Genomic DNA, 21398 nt, shown 5'->3' on the forward strand with positions numbered 1-21398 from the left:
AGTTAGTGCCGATTGTAACAAAAATTGAGCAGTCAAACCAACGTCAGTCTTCCCATAACCACCACATGGCCTCGAACGGACGTAGGGTAGTTGCCTGTGGCTGCGTGGTGCAGTCGTCATAGTTGCTGATTAACAACCGCCATGACTCTGCGCTTTCAACACCTGCCGCATCCCACTCCTGCGCTTGGTGGCTCAAGTTGGCGATCACCAATAAGCGTTGACCGTTCCAACTGCGCTGATAGCACCACAGTGCCGGATGAGCCGCTGCCAGATCCTGATAATCACCGTGAGTCAGTAGTGGATACTGTTTGCGCAGCGTGATCAGGTGTTGGTAAGTGTAAAACACCGAATCACGATCGATTAATGCGCTTTCGGTGTTGATCTGCGGATAATTTTCCGCACAACCGATCCACGGTGTTCCGGTGGTGAAACCCGCATGTGGTGCGGCGTTCCATTGCATCGGTGTGCGCCCGTTATCGCGCGATTTACTGGCGAGGATCGCCAACAGTTCGGCATTGCTTTTCCCTTGCGCGCTCAACTCGGCATACATATTCAGGCTTTCCACATCGCGGTATTGCCCGATATGGTTGAAGCCCGGATTGGTCATGCCGATCTCTTCGCCTTGATAGATATAGGGCGTCCCTTGCATGCCATGTAGTAGCATCGCCAACATTTTCGCAGCGGTAACGCGCAGTTCGCCTTCGTCACCAAAGCGTGAAACGATGCGTGGCTGATCGTGGTTACACCAGAACAGTGCGTTCCAGGCACGATCATGCATTCCTTGCTGCCAGTGGCGGAAAATGTTTTTTAGCTCAACATAATCCGGTGCGGCCAGCGTCCATTTTTCACCGTTGGCATAATCGACTTTTAGATGGTGGAAGTTGAACGTCATCGACAGCTCTTGCCCGCTGTTAGCGGCGTATTGCTGGCAATGTTCGAGAGTGGTGGAGGACATTTCGCCCACGGTCATCAGGCCGCGTGGTTGGAATACCTCGCGGCTCATCTCTTGCAGAAACTCGTGAATCCGTGGGCCATCGGTATAGAAACGGCGGCCATCACCATGGCTATCGCTAGGGAAAACCTGTTGTTTGGAGACCAGATTGATCACGTCTAACCGCAGACCATCGACGCCTTTATCCGCCCAAAACTGACAGACTTTTTTCAATTCTTCGCGTACTGGCGGATGTTCCCAGTTGAGATCCGCCTGTTCGGTAGCAAACAGGTGCAGATAGTATTGTCCGCTTGGTTGGTGCCACTGCCACACTTGCCCACCAAATTTGGAGCGCCAGTTATTTGGTAAGGCATCGCCTTCACCATCACGCCAAACGTAGAACTGGCGGTAAGGGCTGCTGCGATCCTGCGCTGCCTTGAACCACGGATGCTCGGTGGAAGTATGATTGAACACCATATCCATCACGATGCGAATGCCACGTTGGTGGGCGGCAGCCACCAGTTGCTCAAAATCTTGCATCGTGCCGTAGGCCGGATCGATGGCGCAGTAATCTGCCACGTCGTAACCGTTATCGACCTGTGGCGAAACGTATACTGGTGTCAGCCAGATGGCATCGATGCCCAGCTCCTGCAAATAATCCAGCCTCTGGGTGACGCCCGCTAAATCGCCGTAGCCGTTACCGGTGCTGTCCTGAAAACTTTTTGGGTAGATCTGGTAGATGACGCCGTTCTGCCACCAAGGTGTTGGCTTATTCATAATTGCTAACCTTTCTATTAAACCGGTAATTCACCACGACGGGCTTTACGTTTGTAAACCATCATGGTCAACAGCAATGGCACCACGACTGCCACTAGAATCGCGACCGAGTAGATCATCCAGAATTGCGGTTTAATCGACAGGATGCCCGGCAAGCCACCGACGCCGATACCGTTCGCCATCACGCCGTCCAAGCCGCAGATCAGCGCGGCAAAAGCGGAACCGACCATTGCGCATAACATTGGGAAGCGGTATTTCAGGTTGATCCCGTACATCGCCGGTTCGGTGACGCCGAGGTAAGCAGAGATGGCCGCGGGTACTGAGATTTCGCGTTCGTTGGCTTTACGACTGACGATGATGATGCCCAATACGGCAGATGCCTGCGCAATGTTAGACAACGCGATCAACGGCCATACCGGGGTACCGCCCATGCTTTGGATCATCTGCATGTCGATCGCCAAGGTGGTTTGGTGTACGCCGGTAATCACCAGCGGAGCGTACAAGAAACCGAACAACGCCGCGCCTATTGGGGCGAAGCTGCCGGTCATCACTGATTTCACCGCCCAAGCCACGCCGTCACCGATCATACGACCGAATGGCCCGATTAGCGCGTGAGCCAGGAACACCGCCAACAACAGAGAAACGACGGGCACGATCACCAAATACAGATAATCCGGCACGATCTTCTTCAGGTTGGTTTCGATCAGCGCCAGCGTCATCCCGGCCAAGATCGACGGGATCACTTGCGCTTGATAACCCACTTTTTCAATGGTGAACCAGCCGAAATTCCACACTTCTGGCACTTGCTGACCGAGCAGGTAGGAGTTCATCAGCATCGGTGAAACCAACGTCACCCCCAGCACGATACCCAGTACGGGCGTACCGCCCATTTTTTTCACCGTCGACCAGCAAACGGCGACTGGCAGGAACATGAAGATCGCTTCGCCCAGCAGCCATAAGAAGTCGTAAACGGTTTTCCACGCTGGATGCATCTGTGCCAACGTTTGCCCGCCGGACATCGGGATATCGCCGATCACGTTGCGGAAACCGAGGATCAAACCACCGCTGATCAACGCCGGTAACAGTGGGAAGAAGATCTCGGCAAAGTGGGCGATGGTACGTTCCCACCAACTCATATTCTGCCGCGCCGCGACTTTAGCCTGTTCTTTATCGGCTTCATTTAAACCGGTGGTGGCGATCAACGCCTGATAGTAGTCCCCTACATCGGTGCCAATGACCACTTGGAATTGCCCAGCATTGGTAAAGCAGCCTTTGACCATCGGCAAGTTCTCGATGTCTTTCGGGCTGGCTTGGTTGGGATCGTTAAGGACAAAACGTAAACGGGTAATACAATGGCTGACGGTAGCGATATTTTCGCGACCGCCGACCAGCTCGATCAGACGTTCGATATCCTGCTGTTTAACTTTGCTCATTATGAATACCTTTCTTATCTTATTGGTAGGCACAGAGGTTGATGATTAAAGCTTAGTCATTGTAGTTTTTTTATGGAATGGGAACGTTCCCATTATGGGGTGACGATCACATAATGGCTATTTTTTATACCATAAATAATTGGCGTCTTAGGAAAGTTGGCTAGGGACGACTATGGTGCGGATCTCTTGTTCACCATTCAGTTGGGCAAGCAGTTGTTGTGCCGCCTGTAGCCCAGCATTGCCGTAACCGAATTCTACCGACAAGGTTTCGGGGAACAAGAAACTGAGTAGCGGGGTGTTACCAATGGCACACACTTGGATTGAGTTAATCTGTTGTTGTTGCAGATATTTTATCGCACCTAGGGCGATGTTGTCGGTGGCACAAACTAGAGCGCTGGTGTGTGGCGTGATAGCGCTGGCTGCCAGTTGGAAACCGCTTTGATAACTGAGTTCACCCAAAGCGAAGTGAGGCTCGATCTGCAGGCGCTGACAGGCGTTGAGATAGGCTTGATAGCGACGTAAACCGGTGGTCGCATCGTTTTGTTGTACACCCAAGTAGCTGATCTGTCGGTGTTCTTGCTGATATAGATGATTCATCAGCAAATTAACCGCACCGTCATCGTCGTAACATATCGAAGAAAAACCGCTGTACTCCCGTACCATCACCACCATTTTTTCCTGCCACGGATTGAGCATGGCTGCGGTTAACCCGGTGAAACCAAACAGGATCACACCATCAACGTTGCGCTGTTGCAGCACGTGCAAATGCTCTTTCACCAGACGGGTATCGAACTTGCTTTCCATCACGATCGGATCGAAACCCTGCTGATACAGCAATGGTAGCATGGTACGCACCGCCTGATTTTCCGAAGGAGAATCCAAACGCGTGACGATAATGGCGACCACTTTGTCGCTTTGCCCGCGCATCGCTCGCGCCGATTTGGATGGGGTAAAACCTTCGTTACGGATCACCGCTTCCACCCGCTCGCGGGTTTGCGGGCTCACACTACCTTCGTTGTTCAACACGCGTGAAACGGTCGATTTTCCCACTCCGCTGAGGCGGGCGATATCCTTGATGGTCAGCCGGTTTTGCATGGTTTAGTTTTCGTTGAAGTTAAAGGGAGTAAACTCACCGCCGAAGAAAATAGCGCTGATAGCTTAACGCTGTTGTACCTATTTCAGCTAGTCTACGCGCCGCACTGAATGACCGCAGTTGTCGTTCAATCTTTTCATTTACCGGAGGTTAGCACCTTTATGGACCCTGATCCTACACCCCACTCGGTTCACCGGTAAAACCTCTCTGCTTTACGCTGCTGTTTTACCGGTTAATACACGGTAATTGGTAGCGTACGTCTGTTCGTTCGCTTCTGTTGCTATTGAATATTAAAAGAATCTGCTTTAGCGGTGGCTTTTTGAGCGTATTTCAAAAACCTTTGCTAAGGTTGTTTCAGTGTTCACCCACTGCCGTGAGGTATTGGGCGACGAGGTATGAACGATGAAACTGAAAACACTTCCACGTCAGCTATTAGGGCTGCTCAGCCGTAGCCTACCGCACCGTTTGGTACACCGTGATCGCTTGTTGGACAGCGTCGGCGGTACCGCGCAGGGAATGCCAGCCAGCTTGGCGCAACAACGGTTGGAATGTGCCACTGCCAGCGCCACCCAACTCTATGAACGTTTTCACAGTCACCCAGAAGGCATCACCGCTCACGAAGCGCAGCAGGCACGCGAACGCTGTGGCGAAAACGTGGTGGATGATCAGCAAAAAGAAACTGGGTGGCAGCATTTGTGGCACTGCTACCGCAACCCATTCAATCTGCTGTTGACCGCTTTGGGCATGATTTCTTATGCCACCGAAGACTTGACCGGCGCGTTGGTGATCGCCCTGATGGTGGTGATTTCTACCTTACTGAATTTCATACAAGAAGCTCGTTCCAATAAAGCCGCCGATGCCTTGAAAGCGATGGTCAGCAACACCGCAACGGTGATCCGCAGCGATGCGCAGACCGGCAGAAGTGAACATCAGGAATTGGCGATTTCACAGTTGGTACCGGGTGACATCATCAAGTTGGCAGCGGGGGACATGATCCCGGCGGATCTGCGTTTGCTATCGGCTAAGGATCTGTTTATTAGCCAAGCGGCGCTGACTGGTGAATCGCTACCGGTAGAGAAAGTCGCCGATCCGCGTCAGCAGGCCGACGATCCGCTAGAGTGCCAAAACTTGTGCTTTATGGGTACCAACGTGGTGAGCGGTAGTGCGTTGGCGATGGTGATTGGCACCGGAACGGAGACCTATTTTGGCCAATTGGCACAGCGTGTGGTCAGCCAAGAAGACGAGCCGAATGCATTCCAACGTGGCATCAGCAAAGTCAGTTGGCTGCTGATCCGTTTTATGCTGGTGATGACGCCAATCGTACTGTTGATCAACGGCTATACCAAAGGTGATTGGTGGGAAGCGGCGCTGTTTGCGCTGTCGGTGGCGGTGGGTTTAACGCCAGAAATGCTGCCGATGATTGTGACTTCTACCTTGGCGAAAGGGGCGGTGAAACTGTCGCGCCAGAAAGTGATCGTCAAACGTTTGGATGCGATCCAGAACTTCGGCGCGATGGATATTCTGTGCACCGATAAAACCGGTACGCTGACCCAAGACAAGATTGTATTGGAGCGCCACACCGACGTGTTTGGCGCCAACAGTGATCGGGTGCTGCATTACGCCTGGTTGAACAGTTTTTATCAAACCGGGTTGAAAAATCTGCTGGACGTGGCGGTTCTGAGCTGTGCCGATGAAAATATTCCGCCAGATGCGCTACAACATTACCGCAAAGTCGACGAGATCCCGTTCGATTTTGAGCGCCGCCGTATGTCGGTGGTGGTGGCAAAAGACGCTGAATACCACGAGCTGATCTGCAAAGGTGCGCTGGAAGAAATGCTGTCCATTTGTAGCCATGTACGTCAAGACGGTGAAGTGATCCCGCTCAGCGAGACGTTGTTGGCACGTATTCGCCGCATTACTGACGATCTCAACCAGCAAGGTTTGCGCGTAGTGGCGGTGGCGAACAAGATCCTACCTGCGGGAACGCATGAATATGCGGTGGCGGATGAGTCAGATCTGATCCTCGAAGGTTATATCGCGTTCCTCGACCCGCCAAAAGAGAGTACGGCTCCAGCGCTGGCGGCGCTGAAACAAAACGGCATCACCGTGAAGATCCTCACGGGTGACAACGAATTAGTCGCGGCCAAAGTCTGTAAAGACGTCGGATTAGCCGCGGACAATATCTTGCGTGGCAGCGAGATCGAACAAATGAGCGATGCGGAATTAGCGCAGGCTGCGGCGCAAACCACGGTATTCGCCAAGTTGACACCATTGCATAAAGAGCGTTTGGTACAACTGCTGCGTAAACAAGGGCATGTGGTGGGCTTTATGGGCGACGGTATCAACGATGCTCCGGCCTTACGTGCGGCAGATATTGGTATTTCGGTCGATTCGGCGGTAGATATTGCCAAAGAAGCTGCCGACATCATCTTGCTGGAAAAGAGCCTGATGGTGTTAGAGCAAGGGGTGATAGAAGGGCGTCGCACCTTTGCCAACATGCTGAAATACATCAAAATGACCGCCAGCTCCAACTTCGGTAACGTGTTCAGCGTGTTGATTGCCAGCGCCTTCTTACCATTCTTACCGATGTTGCCGCTGCATCTGCTGATCCAAAACCTGATGTACGATATTTCACAGGTGGCGATCCCATTCGATAACGTTGATGACGATCAGATCAAACAGCCGCAGCGTTGGAACTCCGGCGAACTAGGGCGCTTTATGGTGTTCTTTGGGCCGATCAGCTCGATCTTTGACGTCCTGACTTTCGGCCTGATGTGGTGGGTGTTCAAAGCCAATACACCAGAAATGCAGACGTTGTTCCAATCTGGCTGGTTCGTCGAAGGTTTGCTGTCGCAGACGCTGATTGTGCACATGATTCGTACCCGCAAGATCCCGTTTATCCAGAGCCGCCCGTCACTGCCGCTGTTGCTGACTACGCTGGCAGTGATCGCTATCGGTATCGGTTTAACCTTCTCACCGTTGGCTGGTTTCTTACAACTGCAAGCGCTGCCGCTCGGTTACTTCCCTTGGCTGGTGCTGATTCTGGTGGGTTATATGGTTCTGACCCAGTGCGTGAAAGGTTGGTTTGTCCGTCGCTACGGCTGGCAGTAAGTTTTTCCGGGCCTGCAAGTCAGGCTCGTTGACGATATTTCACTCTGTGATCCAACCCGACTTTTTATCCTCCGGGTTGGACTTCCTCTCTATGCTCGGTCTTTATCTACAGCATTGCTGTTTTTGTTAGATTTTCTTTCCTCTGAGGAATTTCCGATGCATAAATTTACGTTATTAACTTCATCGTTATTACTTTCTTTCGGCGCATGGGCGCAACCAGCGGGTGATTTGCCATTGATGCCTTGGCCACAACAGGTGGAGCAAACCGAAGGCCGTTTGGTGCTGGATCAGAATCTGACGCTGCAAGTGCAAGGGGATGACTTGGGCGAGATGCCGGCACAATGGCGGCAACGGTTGGAGATGCAAACCGGTTGGGTGTTGGTATCACAAAGCGATAAGGCCACCATTAAAATCGCGATTAAAAATAAAGTGCCCGCACAACCGATGCCAGACAGTGACGAAAGTTACCAACTCAGTGTGACGCCGCAAGGCGTGACGCTGAATGCCAATACCCGTTTTGGTGCGCTGCGTGGGATGGAAACTTTGCTGCAATTGGTGCAAACCGATGGACAGAATACCTTCCTGCCGTTGGTTAATATCAGTGACGTTCCTCGCTTCCCTTGGCGTGGTGTGTTACTGGATTCCGCTCGCCACTTCTTACCCATACCGGATATTTTGCGCCAACTTGACGGTATGGCCGCCGCCAAACTGAACGTATTCCATTGGCATTTGACCGATGATCAAGGCTGGCGTTTTGCCTCTGAACACTATCCAAAGTTGCAGCAGCAGGCCAGTGATGGTCTGTTCTATACGCCTGAACAGATGAAGCAGGTGGTGGCCTACGCTACGGCGCGGGGTATTCGTGTGGTGCCGGAAATCGATCTACCCGGCCATGCTTCCAGCATAGCGGTGGCTTACCCGGAACTGATCAGTGCGCCGGGGCCGTATCAGATGGAACGCGCATGGGGCGTGCATAAGCCGACGCTGGACCCAACACGTGAAGAGGTTTATCAGTTCGTTGATACGATAATCGGCGAACTGGCGGCGATCTTCCCTGATCCTTATCTGCACATTGGCGGCGATGAAGTGGATGCCAGCCAGTGGCAAGCCTCGCCAACCATTCAAACCTTTATGCAGCAAAACAAGCTGGCGGATACCCACGCGTTGCAGGCCTATTTCAATCAAAAGTTGGAAAAAATCCTGGAAAAACACCATCGGCAGATGGTCGGCTGGGACGAAATCTATCATCCGTCGTTACCGCGCAGCATTGTGATTCAGTCCTGGCAAGGGCAGGATTCGCTGGGTGCTAGCGCGCAGGATGGCTATCAGGGCATTCTTTCCACCGGTTTCTACCTTGATCAACCGCAGGCGGCGGCTTATCACTATCGCAACGAAGTCTTGCCACAGCCGCTGGGAGTCGAAATTGCGGCGCAACCGGGGGAAAAGGCACAGAGCTGGCAGTTCACCATGCCGCGCCTGAAAGGTAGCGCGGTAGAGGGCAGTTTCACCTTGATTGAAGGCCAAGACGGTTGGCGTGGTTTCATTGATTTTAAAGGTAAATCACGTCGGGCAGTGCATGATATCGTTTGGCGTTCGCCGCAGCAGGTGACGTTCCGCATGGACAGTTGGATGGGGGAAACGCGCCCGGTATTCACCTTGCAGCAGGACACACTGAGCGGTTATACGCTGATCGGTAACGTGCGTTATCCGACCACGGGCAGCAAGCTCGCGGCGATCCCGGAAGGGAAAATGTCAGTCGTGCCGGATGAAAAGCAGCAGGGCAATATTTTGGGCGGTGAAGCGGCACTGTGGGCGGAGAACATTCGTGCACCGCTGATTGATCTCAAACTGTGGCCGCGGGCTTTTGCGGTAGCGGAGCGTTTGTGGTCGGCGAAAGATGTCACCGATGAAACCAATATGTACCAACGGTTGGATAAGGTGGATGCTTGGTCGGTGGTGTCGGTCGGGCTACAGCAACATGCCCAAACCGCCCGCGAGTTTACCCGTTTAGCCAACAGCGTCGAGATTACGCCGTTGCAAATCCTCGCCGAAGCGGTAGAGCCTGCGCAGTATTACACCCGTCATCATCTGAAATTCAAAGCCAGTCACTATAACCTGTTTGAACCGCTCAATCGTTTTGCTGATGCGCTGCCAGCGGAAAGCCGCGCGGTGTACGAACTGAACCAGCAAGTAACGGCGTTACTGAAAGATAAAAGCAATCAGGCTGCTGCGCAGGCGATCCGCACCCGTTTGCAACGTTGGCAGCAGAATACTGCACCAGTACAAACGGTGATCGCCAGTAATGTGGTGATGAAAGATCTGCTGCCAGTAGCGCAAGACGTCAATACGCTGGCGAGCTTGGGATTAATGCTGTTGGAACGCTTCCAACAAGATAAGCCGCTTAGCCAAACTGAAGCCGAGCAGGTGCAGCAGCAACTGGCTGCTGCCGCACAGATCCGCGATGAAGTGGTGATCGCGGCGGTGTATCCGCTGGAGGCGTTGCTGCGCGGGGTGACAGCACACTAGCGTTGGTTCTTTCTCAATGGTGGATACTTTAAATAGTCCGCCATTGGGCTATGTAGCTTGGTTCGAATCTTATGTTAACCAAGACCTAGATTAGATTTTTGAGGCTCATATCCTCAGATAATGCCTGTTATCTGGCACCAGTGCCTTCCACATTTATTCGGATAACTTGCATTATGAACTCAACGCTTGCTCTGGCTGTCGCTGACGGCAAAACATTATCTCAATCCCATCTGTTACCGTCGGGTAAAGAAGTTACTTATTTCAATGCGCAACCGGGTCAGCGTTTTATTCTGACGGACAGTGAAAAACCGCTTGGCCCACAGCGTTTGCGCGTTAAGCGTGTTGGCAACAATTTGGAAGTTGGCCTACCTGATGAAGACGAGGCTCGCCTCGTTATTTTGGATTTCTACAGTCATAACGCCGCCTTGCAAGGTTTGGATGAGCAGGGTAACGCTCATGATTACGTGAATGCTGAAGACAATAGCGAACAGCTCTCTGAATTTGATGATGGTGAAGGGGCTTTCATCATGATGCAAAGTGAGAGTGATAGCAGCGGACCTTTGCTGTTGCCCACAAATGACTCTGGTATGTGGATGGCTATTGGTGCTTTCGCTGGCTTGCTTGGTCTCGGCGGTATAATCCGTTCGATGCAAAATCAGCATGGTAACGATGGGGGCTTGCCACCACCACTGGCACCATCGATTGATATTGCCAGCGATGATACCGGTATTTATACCGGCACTCTGAAAGAAGGTGGACTGACTGATGATGCACGACCGCTGCTCTCCGGTCACGCCGCCACACCAGGGGATATCATCACCGTTTATGTTGATGGTAATCCTCTGGGCAGCGCTACCGTTGGTGCCGATGGCAGTTGGTCCTTTACTCCTCCTGTTGCTCTAGCGCATGGTCAGCATACCTTTACCGCTACTGTGACGGCTATTGATGGGCAGGTGAGTGAACTCTCTGCCGAGTTTACCCTCAATATTGACCTTGTCGCTCCTGCACGCCCATTGATTACTCTTGTCGATGACGTTACCGGTATGCATACGGGCTCGCTCACCAGTGGTGACGTCACCGATGATGCTCGCCCGATGATCAAAGGGAGTGCCGAACCGGGTGCTACCGTCGCTATTCTTATTGATGGTGTCAAAGTCGCTGAAGTGATCGCCGCCGCTGATGGTGGTTGGTCTTGGCAGCCGACGACTCCGCTGACTGATGGTGAGTACCGCTTGACCATTCAAGCGACAGATTTGGCGGGTAACATCGGTTTACCTTCTCTGCCGTTTTATTTCACGGTGGATACGGTACCCCCAGTACAACCTGCTATCGACAAGGTAACGGACAGTGTTGCAGGTGGCGTCGAGGGCGGCGCAAACATCGGTAACGATGGCTTGACCAACGACAATCGCCCAGTACTCAGCGGCGGTGCTGAATCTGGTAGTTTGATACAAATCTATGATGCAAATGGCAATTTGCTCGCGAGTGTTACTGCCACCGATGAAGGTTGGTCATGGCGGCCTCCAGCAGCGCTGAGTGATGGCGAGCACGGTTTCACCATTACGGCGACCGATGTGGCGGGTAACGTCAGTGCGCCTTCGTCTCCTTATGTGTTTACGGTTGATACCGTTGCCCCGGTACAACTGACCATAGATGCCGTGACCGATAGCGTTATCGGTGGCATTGATGGCGGTGCAGACATTGGTAATGGTGGGCTGACCAATGACAATCGCCCGGTACTCAGCGGCAGTGCTGAGATAGGCAGCTTGGTACAGATTTACGATGAGAAGGGTACACGTGTCGGCAGCATAGTCGCGACGGATGGTACTTGGTCATGGCAGCCTCCAGCAGCGTTGAACGACGGGGAACGCAGTTTCACCATTACGGCGACCGATGTGGCGGGTAACGTCAGTGTGCCTTCGTCTCCTTATGTGTTTACGGTTGATACCGTTGCCCCGGTGCAACTGACCATAGATGCCGTGACCGATAGCGTTATCGGTGGTATTGAGGGTGGTGCGGACATCGGTAATGGTGGGCTGACCAATGACAATCGACCGGTACTCAGCGGCAGTACTGAAATGGGCAGCTTGGTACAGATATACGATGAGAACGGTACGCGTGTTGGCAGTGTTATTGCAACAGATGGCACTTGGTCATGGCAGCCGCCGGCTGCGTTGAATGACGGGGAACGCAGTTTCACCATTACGGCGACCGATGTGGCGGGTAACGTCAGTGCGCCTTCGTCTCCTTATGTGTTTACGGTTGATACCGTTGCCCCGGTGCAACTGACCATAGATGCCGTGACCGATAGCGTTATCGGTGGCATTGATGGCGGTGCAGACATTGGTAATGGTGGGCTGACCAATGACAATCGCCCGGTACTCAGCGGCAGTGCTGAAGTGGGCAGCTTGGTACAGATTTACGATGAAAATGGTACGCGTGTTGGCAGTGTTATTGCAACAGATGGCACTTGGTCATGGCAGCCGCCGGCTGCGTTGAATGACGGGGAGCGCAGTTTCACCATCACCGCGACCGATGCAGCAGGTAACGCCAGTGCACCTTCATCTCCTTATGTGTTTACGGTTGATACCGCTGCCCCGGTGCAACTGGCCATAGATGCCGTGACCGATAGCGTTATCGGTGGTATTGAGGGTGGTGCGGACATCGGTAATGGTGGGCTGACCAATGACAATCGCCCGGTACTCAGCGGCAGTGCTGAAGTGGGCAGCTTGGTACATATATACGATGAGAGCGGTGTACGAGTGGGGAGCATCACGGCGGTTAACGGCACGTGGTCATGGCAGTCAGCAGCAACACTGATTGACGGCCAGCACAGCTTTACCATCACAGCAACCGACGTGGCGGGTAATGTCAGCACGGCATCGGCAGATTATCAATTTATGGTCGATACCCGGCCTCCGATTACTCAAGGTCAAGTGGCCGACAGTATAGACCCGACAAAGGAGTGGGTAGATAACATCACGAATGACACTCTTCCTCGCCTAAGTGGCGTGGGGGAGCCAAACTCTACGGTGACTTTGTATCAAAATGGGGTTTCTGTTGCCACATTTGCTGTCAATAGTGATGGAAGCTGGAGTTGGCAACCCCCGGCTAACCTGTCGGATGGTGAATATCGCTTTACTAGCACCTTGACCGATTTAGCCGGGAATACTAGTGACATGAGCGATGCTACGGTCGTTGTTGTTGATACTACACCGCCGGCGGCACAAGCGATCGTCGAGAGCATGTCAAAAGACAGCGCGACCTTTGGGGCTGATAATAATTTCACCACCCGTGACGGAAGTGCAGGGCGGTTGATACAAGGTACTCTCAGTGCTGCTCTTGGCGCTGGAGATAAAGTACAGGTTTCTGTCGATAATGGTGTTAGCTGGCAGGATGCGACTGTCTTGCCGGATGGGCGTTGGTTTATTGTCGATTCGACGAGCCACAGCAGCGACTGGGTGATTCAGACGCGAGTTATCGATCGCTTACAAAATGCAACCTATGTGGAACAGAAGGTTTCGTTAGATGTAATCTCACCTGATGCACCTCAACTAAGCTGGGATGGCAAGGTAATTACAGTAGTACATCCCGCAGAGTTGCAGGTTGGTGATGTGATCATTCTGCATTTGGACGGCAGAAAAATGACGATTGAGGTAACTCAGGCGGACATTGACAATGGGCAAACGAAAATTGATTGGGATGCCGAAGTCGAAGGGAATACAAAAGAGATTAGTGCAGCTTATATTGATAACAACGGTAATGCCTCTGATTGGAATAGCCTGACACAAAAAGCCGCGCAGATTATTGATGAGAATTTTTCTGGGCAAGCGGCTAAAAATATCGTCACCGGAGATGTTTTTGAGTTCGCACAGTTTACTCTGATTGCTGATATCATTCGCAATGAAGGGAATTATATTTCTCGCTTTGGTAGTACTAACCAAGGGGGCATTGGGCAACCACCACAAAGCATGGCGTTGGAGATATCCGGTCAATCATCTTTCACCATGAGTATAAAGGACGATCAACAGTATAACTTTATCTCCTTTACGGTCGGCGATCTGAACGACGCTGAAACGATGACCGCTACGTTTTATGATGCTGATAATAATGAGGTTTATAGCGCATATCGCACTGGTGCGAGCGGTCGTATTACTACCATCGAGGTTGAGCTCCCCTATGGACAGGTATTCTCCTCCGTGCGATTAAGTGTTGGGTCGGGAACCTATATCTGGATTGATGATATTCACTTTAGTCATCTTGAATATGCTACGTCCCCAGATCCGACACCTTCTCCTTCGTTTCAGGATCTGGCAGAAGCAGGAGCATGGTTTGGTGACGTCACCGACGATATGTTTACTGTTCATGATGTTGCATTGCTTAATGATACTGCATTCAGCCTTAACGGTGCGGATGGTGTTGATACTCTGCAAATCAGCGGGGGTAATCAAACGCTGGATCTAACGGTGTTGAGCAACAAAATTCAGTCGGTTGAGATTATCGACATTACGGGGAGTGGTAATAATACGCTCAACCTTTCCCTTGGCGATGTTTTGGCGCAAGGGGGAACCAATCTCTTTATTGCTGATGGCAATGTACAAATGATGGTGAAAGGTAATACAGGTGATGTCGTCAACCTGTCGGACTTATTACCGGGTGATGCCGATGCTGGTAACTGGAATCAGAGTAGCAGCGCCACCGTTAACGGGGTTAGCTATGATGTTTGGCAACATAGCGGGCTGGAGGCGGAGTTACTGGTGCAAAACGGTGTTCAGGTCAACCTAGAAAACCACTGAGTTTAATTGAGTGGCATATTAGATTATCGCAAAATAATGTGCCAATTATCTTGAATTGCTTCCAGCCATATATTTAATAAGCCGGGTATTGACTGCCCGGTTTATTATTTTCCCTCCGCATATAAGCCTCTATTCAGTTAACCAAGACCCAGCCTGCATTAACAGTCAGCCATTTCCTTGAGAATAGTCTCTGTTTTCGGAGCGTGATGTCAGCCTTTTCCTGTTTGTTGGACTCAGATTGCTCTTCGTTTTACCGATGACAACTCCACGCCATTGCACGGAGCCTAAAGGCATCCCTAGTTTTGTGCTGGCGCTCAATTGATTAATGAAACGAGAAGATAACATTATGATGAAGCAAATCCAGAAATCGGCCTGTGCGCTGGCTGTGTTGGCTGCGACCGCAATGCCAGCCATGGCTGACTCCGTTGAGGTGAAGGTGATTGGCACAGTTACCCCAGCGGCTTGTACCCCAACACTTACCGGCGGTGGTGTGATTGATTATGGCTATATCCGTGCGCAAAGTTTGAGTGCAACAGACTATACCGTGCTGGATGAAAAACAGTTGGACTTCACCATCACCTGCGATGCGTTAGCAAAAATAGCGATTAAGGCGATTAATGGTCGTCCAGGTACGGTAGCTGGGGCAACAGAGGGGGCTGGTGGTGCAGCCATTGCGCCGGCAGGTGTCAATTTATTTGGTGCAGCAGGGCAAGCGGTTGTTGGTTTAGGTGACGTAGGAACAGCCAATGTTGGTGGGTATGGCATTCGTATCGCCAATGGAACTGCGCAGGCTGATAGCATCACTGTAGACAGTATCCAAACCATTAACCCTACCCTACAGTCATGGGGAGCGGTGACCACAGGTAACTTGTACGGTGATTCTGCAATTATGTACAACACTTGGGGCGCAACAGGCACTCTGGTGCCGATCGCATTCACCACCCTAACCGGTAAATTGAGTATTCAGGCTTATTTGAATAAAGTCTCCGAATTGGATCTGACCAGTGCCTTTACTTTAGACGGTTTGACTACCATCGAGCTGATCTACCTGTAATTTTTTTGAATACAGTGTGTCTTTTTGGCCGCATGAGTGCGGCCTATTTTCAGTGAATGTAATTTGTTGGGGCGATTTTATTTATATCGATCGCCTCTCCGATTAAACCAAGACCCAGCCTGCATCCAATGCAAGAAATTTCCTAGAAAATAGTCTCTGTTTTCGGAGGGTAGCGTTAGCCTTTCGCTGTTTGTTGGATTCAGATTGCTTTCCGTTTTAACCGATTACAACCCCGTCATTGCATGCTGTTTTAGATATCGCTGCTTGCACTGGTGCTCAATTGATTAATGAAACGACAAGACAACATTATGATGAAGCAAATCAAAAAAACCGTCGGCGCACTCGTAATACTGGCGGCGACATCTCTGCCAGCATTAGCGGCGAGCAGTGTCGATGTGCGTATTATCGGTACTATTACTCCGACTGCATGTACGCCAACTTTATCCGGTAATGGCACTATTGATTATGGTGTCATCAGACCTAATACCCTTAGCCCAACCGCATTTACGACGTTGGAAGCAAAGCAGATAGACTTCGCTATTAACTGTGATGCGCCAGCTGCGCTTGCTATTCGGGCTTACAACCAGCGACCTGCCTCTGCAGCAGGTGTTGTTGAAGGCGCGGGTGGGTTTGCGAGAAAACCCACTGGGGTCACTTTACCTTTTGCTGAAACCGTCGCTGGTTTAGGCCTGAGTGGCGGCCAGAGAATCGGTGGTTATGGTATTCGCATGGTGCCTGGAACATTTACTGCCGATGGTGTGAATGTTGATGTGCTTCGCAGTGTTGACAGTCGTGCTTGGGTGAGAGACGTCAACGGCGATTTAGGTTCAGTGAATTCTTTTGGCGACAATATGAACCGTATTTCATGGGGGACTACGGGGAGCACAACCCCAGTACCCTTTAGCACTTTGAGCGGTAAATTGGAGGCCACGGCCTATATCAACAATACCACCAACCTCAATATTACCAGCCCAGTGGCATTAGACGGTTTAACGACGATTGAATTGATCTATCTGTAATTCCTTTTCCAATCGAAGGTTCCTCAGTGACAGCCCCATATTTGGGTGGGGCTTATATCAGAGTTATATCTTTTAATTTAATGTGTTAATGGTGAAAATTTTATGAAAATCCTCTCTTTTATTAAGATGGGAGCGGCAGCCCTGTGTCTGGCGTCTGGCTTTTCTTATGCGACTGGCATGGTGCCAGAGACCTCAGTTGTTATCGTAGAACAGAGTGATGGTGAAGGTGTTATCAACCTGAAAAATACCGACTCATTTCCGGTGTTATTACTGACGACCTTGGAAAACATTGTTGATGATAATGAAACGCTCTTAACCGTAACACCACCCGCTGCACGGGTTGAGCCTGGTAAAAATCAGAGCGTGCGTTTCATTATGACCAGTAAACAGCCACTGAAAACTGAGCGCCTAAAACGCGTGATTTTTGAAGGGGTGCCACCACAGCAAAAAGGCAAAAATGAAGTCCGCATGACCGTGCGCCAAAACTTGCCAGTGATTATCCGTCCGGCTGGGTTAGAAAAAGACCTAGCTCCGTGGAAACACCTGACTTGGAAAATGAATGGCGACAGCATTACGGTCAATAACCCGTCACCTTACGTGGTGCGTCTGGGCCAAGGAATTCAAACTCTGCCGGACAATAGCAATTGGATGTTGCCCACCACCTATGTGTTACCGGGGCAAACGCTGACCGTTACGCGAAATGGCAGCAAAAAACCGGGGCAAGCCAAACAGGTTCGTATTTCTCCAGCGACGACTTGGGGTTACTCCGTCAGTAGTTATGACGCGACGCTGAGTTACTAACGGGAGGCGTCGGTGCAATACGAAACTCAATCCACTACCAGAATAAGCCCTGCACGCTCTGCGTTATCGCTAGCGTTGTTGGCTGTTTTGATGCCCTTGCCGTTTTCGATTAACGCCGGGGTAGATAATCCTGACGATATTGAATTCGATATGGAGTCTTTAAAGGCTCGAGGTGTTGATCCAAAGCTGGCTGATTTGTTTCGTCAAGCTCCGCGCTTTATGCCCGGCGAATCTACCGTGGCCCTAACGGTTAATGGCAGTGCTCGCGGTAAAATCAAAGCTCGCTTTGATAACAATGGCAACCTGTGTGCCGATAAAGATTTTCAAAAGCTGGCTGGATTAATCTCTCCGCCGGGTTTTAAGGACGATACCGCCTGCTTCGATTTAAAAAGTGCTTGGTCTCAGACCGAACTCAATCTTGACCCAGGCGAAGCTCGGGTAGATGTGGTGGTACCGCCGCAGACTGTCGCACGCCCAGGGACAGAAAGCGGCAATTGGAGTCACGGTGGCATTGCTGCCATGCTCAATTACGACGCTCAGTATATGGATTCTGCGGGTGACTCGGTGGGTCTTGAGTTCATGCAGTTGGGTACGGAGGCGGGTTTTAACGTCAGTGATTGGATAGTTCGTAGTCGCCAAACTTTCTCGCGTTTTAATGGCGAAGACACCATGCAACACCAGGCTGCCTATGCGCAGCGCAGTTTCGCCGAGATTAAGAAAGTATTGCAAGCCGGGCAAGTTAGCTTGTCTAACTCGATGTTTGGTACTGGGCAGGTTCTGGGCTTTCAGATGTTCCCAGAGGCCGCTTTGCAAGGGAGTCTCGGTGGTGTCGGGTTAGTTGAAGGTATAGCGGATAGTCAGTCGGTAGTTGAAGTGCGTCAATCGGGAGCGCTGGTGTATAGCACCACGGTTCCCGCTGGGCCTTTTCGCTTGCAGGGTTTTTCACTGCTTAATACCCGTTCAGATCTGAGCGTCACGGTGACGGGGAGTAATGGCGAAAAACGTCAGTTCACCGTGCCTGCTTCCGCTTTATTACTCAGTGGTAATGCCGTTGCTCCCGGTCTTTCTTTCGGTGCCGGTAAATTGGATCAGCAGGGGAGCAGCGAAGCTCCGTTATTGGGCACTATCGCTACCGGTTGGGTTTTGAACCCACTGACCACGCTCAATGCGGGTTTGTTAGGTTCTGAGCCGTATCGCGCCGCGGCACTGGGGCTAGATTCCCAACTTTTTGATGCAACACTGTTATCGTTACAAACTACGGTGGCGCAGGATGAAAAGCACAGTAACCAAGGGCTGTCACTCACTGCTTCATTGAGTCATAACCTGACTGAGCGCATTGGGTTAAATGTTAATGCTAGCCAGCAAACCTCAGGCTATCGAGAACTGAGTGACGCTCTGCAAGATGACAACACGGACAATAGCGGGCGTATTCGTAATCAATACGGTGCTGGTGTGAGTTGGTCTGGGAAAACGGTAGGCTCCCTGTCATTTTCTGCGGCACAAAGCACCTCCTTCGATAATGACCGTACCCACTACCTACGTGGTGCTTGGAGCCAGCAATTTGGCCAAACTTACGTCGGCGTTAGCCTAGAACATGATACTGGAACCTCGACTACTGACTCTGAAAATCGTTTTTATCTGACGGTGAATATTCCGTTCGGGAGCGGTCGAAGCGTCAGTAGTTATATCAATAACGCCAGTAGCGGTAGTCGTGCTGGTGTGCGTTACAGCGATCGTAGTAGTCAGGATCGTGGATGGAGCCTGTCGAGCGATCGAGACTTCCTCAATAACCGTACCACTACTGGCGGCACGATGGATATGGTCACACCGGTTAGCCAACTGAGTGCGAGCTTGAGCCATGACTCGGACAACTACACTACCTGGTCTGCTCGAGCTACTGGTGGCATCGTGGGGCACAGTGGCGGTGTGACGCTTTCCCCGTACAGCGTCAAAGACACCTTTGGTATTGCTAAAGTGGGTGAGGAAGCCGGTGTTCGTCTGGATACCCCGGCGGGGCCAACTTGGACCGATGGTAATGGTTATGCGGTATTACCTTCATTGAGTGGTTATAAACGTTCAACGATTCAGGTTGATACCCGTAGCTTGGCGAAAAACGTCGATATTGAGAATGCTTGGAAGGAAACCGAGTCTGCACGTGGTTCGGTGAATCACATCAATTTTGGTGTAGTGCGTACTCGTCGGGTGTTGGTGGATGTGAAGGATAATCAAAATAAACCCTTGCCACATGGTGCCAGCGTATTTGATAGCGCTGGAAACTTTGTCACCGTTGTGGGGAATAACGGCAACGTGTTTATCCCGGATGCCAGTGAGCTTGGCAAATTGGAGGTACAGACCTCTGGTGCCACGGTGTGTTCTTTCTCACTTTCCTTGCCGGAAAAGGCCGTGGTGAGTGAACTGTATGAAACAGCCAGTGCGGTTTGCCGCTAACAGGAAATATGATGAAAAATTTTATTATTGTGGTCGTGATGGGATTGATCTTGAGCCAAACGGCAGAGGCGGTCTCTACTCCACACGGGATCACTATGGATAACCCTTCTATTTTGCCGGTAGATAATCGCTGTAGTCTTTCTGCTGGTGCGCCAGTGATTAATTACGGGACGCAATCACGCTGGCAGTTGCAAGACGCCGGGGGAAGTCAAAAGTTGACGCCGGGGAAACGCACCCTGATGGTGAATGTTGTCTGTCCTTACACGCAAGTGATGCGCCTGGCGTTGCGTGGTGATAAGGCTGGTAATGGTGATCTGCGTTATGGTGATAAGGGCAGTGTTTCATTGCGTCTGCTGGATGCACAGTTGGATGGGCAAGATGTGCAACTGGTGACGACAACGCCTGATGGGGTAGTGAATGGCTCAGCAGTGTCTAGTTTGTCACTGCAACCCAGCAGTAGCATCGCGGCTATCCGTAATGGTCAGTTGGCCAAAGGAAAAAGTTTTACTGCTCGTATAGAGGTGGAACCCGTGATGACAGACAGTGCTGCGCGAGTTTCAGCTCGCGAAACCAGTGAATCCAACCTGACGTTAGAGCTGATGGACTGAGTGATACAGCCGGAAATGTTTGGTCCCCGGCTGTACAATTTATCGTTATCTCCTGGCAATTCGCCCTTGAATCACAACGCCAGCGGCGGTAGCTGGTTAAAGGTATTCACCAACCCATCCCCCCAGCCTTCACGGATAGCAAGATAATAGGGGTGATTCTCACAGACCCGATATTGCTGCGCGCTGCTGAAACTGTCGGCGGGGTAACTCATTACGTCCAGCGGTAGGCCGACTGACAAATTACTGCGCAAGGTAGAATCCATCGAAATCAGCGCACATTGCATCGCCTGATCCAGTGAAGTGTGATAATCCAGAACCCGATCGACAATGGGTTTGCCGTATTTGCTCTCACCAATCTGGAAGTAGGGCGTATCTTCGGTGGCTTCGATAAAGTTACCCTGCGGATAGATATGGAACAGGCGTGTCTCTTCACCGTTGATTTGACCGCCGAGCAGCAGACTACAACTGAAATCCGTGGTACTGCCGCTTTGCTGCGAGGAACTATCGCGATGGATCACTTCCCGTGTAGTTTCCCCTACCAGCGTGGCCGCATCGTACAGGTTGTGGACATTCAGCAGGTTGACTCGATCGGGGTCCTGACAGCGGCGCGTCAGTTGGCTGAGGATGCTTTGTGTGGTGGCCAAATTGCCTGCACATTGCAAAACCAGCATACGTTCACCGGGTTGTTCGAAGATGTGCAGTTTGCGAAAGGTGGAAATATGGTCGACGCCTGCGTTGGTTCGCGAGTCGGAAGCAAAGACCAGTCCAGAGGATAAACGCATGGCGATACAGTAAGTCATT

General features: G+C 51.4%; 12 protein-coding genes. 8 read left to right on the forward strand and 4 right to left on the reverse strand.

The features are described 5' to 3' along the window. Positions 1-43: 43 nt before the first annotated feature. From treC to treR, 3 genes are all read right to left on the reverse strand, one after another. Entirely contained in the window at positions 44-1708 is a 1665-nt protein-coding gene (gene treC / locus AC3ISQ_RS02355; RefSeq protein ID WP_489350379.1) for an alpha,alpha-phosphotrehalase, read from the reverse strand. 17 nt (positions 1709-1725) lie between these two features. Next, entirely contained in the window at positions 1726-3141 is a 1416-nt protein-coding gene (treB, locus tag AC3ISQ_RS02360) for a PTS trehalose transporter subunit IIBC (RefSeq protein WP_489350380.1), read from the reverse strand. A 147-nt stretch (positions 3142-3288) separates the two neighbouring features. Then, positions 3289-4236: a trehalose operon repressor TreR gene (gene treR, locus AC3ISQ_RS02365; protein ID WP_489350381.1), complete on the reverse strand. Its 948-nt coding sequence runs from the start codon at positions 4234-4236 to the stop codon at positions 3289-3291. 400 nt (positions 4237-4636) lie between these two features. Between treR and mgtA the strand changes: the two genes are divergently transcribed. The 8 genes from mgtA (at position 4637) to AC3ISQ_RS02405 (ending at position 20597) form a co-directional block, all read left to right on the forward strand. Further along, on the forward strand, positions 4637-7345 hold the full coding sequence (gene mgtA / locus AC3ISQ_RS02370; protein WP_489350382.1) for a magnesium-translocating P-type ATPase: 2709 nt from the start codon (positions 4637-4639) through the stop codon (positions 7343-7345). 156 nt (positions 7346-7501) lie between these two features. Next, positions 7502-9871, forward strand: coding sequence for a beta-N-acetylhexosaminidase (locus AC3ISQ_RS02375; protein WP_489350383.1), 2370 nt, complete (start codon positions 7502-7504; stop codon positions 9869-9871). 173 nt (positions 9872-10044) lie between these two features. After that, positions 10045-14667 carry an Ig-like domain-containing protein gene (locus tag AC3ISQ_RS02380; protein WP_489350384.1) on the forward strand — a complete coding sequence of 1541 codons (4623 nt, stop codon included), beginning with the start codon at positions 10045-10047 and terminating at the stop codon, positions 14665-14667. A 346-nt stretch (positions 14668-15013) separates the two neighbouring features. Further along, positions 15014-15721, forward strand: a complete 708-nt coding sequence (locus AC3ISQ_RS02385) for a DUF1120 domain-containing protein (RefSeq protein ID WP_489350385.1) — start codon at positions 15014-15016, stop codon at positions 15719-15721. Positions 15722-16029: 308 nt separating this feature from the next. Beyond that, positions 16030-16740: a DUF1120 domain-containing protein gene (locus AC3ISQ_RS02390; RefSeq protein ID WP_489350386.1), complete on the forward strand. Its 711-nt coding sequence runs from the start codon at positions 16030-16032 to the stop codon at positions 16738-16740. Between the two features lie 126 nt (positions 16741-16866). Next, positions 16867-17541, forward strand: a complete 675-nt coding sequence (locus tag AC3ISQ_RS02395; protein ID WP_489353098.1) for a fimbria/pilus chaperone family protein — start codon at positions 16867-16869, stop codon at positions 17539-17541. A 12-nt stretch (positions 17542-17553) separates the two neighbouring features. Next, positions 17554-19989 carry a fimbria/pilus outer membrane usher protein gene (locus tag AC3ISQ_RS02400; RefSeq protein WP_489350387.1) on the forward strand — a complete coding sequence of 812 codons (2436 nt, stop codon included), beginning with the start codon at positions 17554-17556 and terminating at the stop codon, positions 19987-19989. 8 nt (positions 19990-19997) lie between these two features. After that, positions 19998-20597, forward strand: coding sequence for a DUF1120 domain-containing protein (locus AC3ISQ_RS02405; RefSeq protein ID WP_489350388.1), 600 nt, complete (start codon positions 19998-20000; stop codon positions 20595-20597). A gap of 71 nt (positions 20598-20668) precedes the next feature. Here the strand turns inward: AC3ISQ_RS02405 and AC3ISQ_RS02410 are convergent, their stop codons facing one another. Next, on the reverse strand, positions 20669-21397 hold the full coding sequence (locus tag AC3ISQ_RS02410) for a proteasome-type protease (protein ID WP_489350389.1): 729 nt from the start codon (positions 21395-21397) through the stop codon (positions 20669-20671). Between the last annotated feature and the right edge of the window lies 1 nt (position 21398).

This window comes from Serratia sp. KH_031 (assembly GCF_057839655.1).

Bases quoted from the DNA above. Each gene is read 5' to 3' on its own strand.
- AC3ISQ_RS02405 (WP_489350388.1), top strand. From the start codon at position 19,998: ATGATGAAAAATTTTATTATTGTGGTCGTGATGGGATTGATCTTGAGC.
- AC3ISQ_RS02410 (WP_489350389.1), bottom strand. From the start codon at position 21,397: ATGACTTACTGTATCGCCATGCGTTTATCCTCTGGACTGGTCTTTGCT.
- AC3ISQ_RS02375 (WP_489350383.1), top strand. From the start codon at position 7,502: ATGCATAAATTTACGTTATTAACTTCATCGTTATTACTTTCTTTCGGC.
- AC3ISQ_RS02380 (WP_489350384.1), top strand. From the start codon at position 10,045: ATGAACTCAACGCTTGCTCTGGCTGTCGCTGACGGCAAAACATTATCT.
- treB (WP_489350380.1), bottom strand. From the start codon at position 3,141: ATGAGCAAAGTTAAACAGCAGGATATCGAACGTCTGATCGAGCTGGTC.
- mgtA (WP_489350382.1), top strand. From the start codon at position 4,637: ATGAAACTGAAAACACTTCCACGTCAGCTATTAGGGCTGCTCAGCCGT.
- treR (WP_489350381.1), bottom strand. From the start codon at position 4,236: ATGCAAAACCGGCTGACCATCAAGGATATCGCCCGCCTCAGCGGAGTG.
- AC3ISQ_RS02395 (WP_489353098.1), top strand. From the start codon at position 16,867: ATGGGAGCGGCAGCCCTGTGTCTGGCGTCTGGCTTTTCTTATGCGACT.
- treC (WP_489350379.1), bottom strand. From the start codon at position 1,708: ATGAATAAGCCAACACCTTGGTGGCAGAACGGCGTCATCTACCAGATC.
- AC3ISQ_RS02385 (WP_489350385.1), top strand. From the start codon at position 15,014: ATGATGAAGCAAATCCAGAAATCGGCCTGTGCGCTGGCTGTGTTGGCT.
- AC3ISQ_RS02390 (WP_489350386.1), top strand. From the start codon at position 16,030: ATGATGAAGCAAATCAAAAAAACCGTCGGCGCACTCGTAATACTGGCG.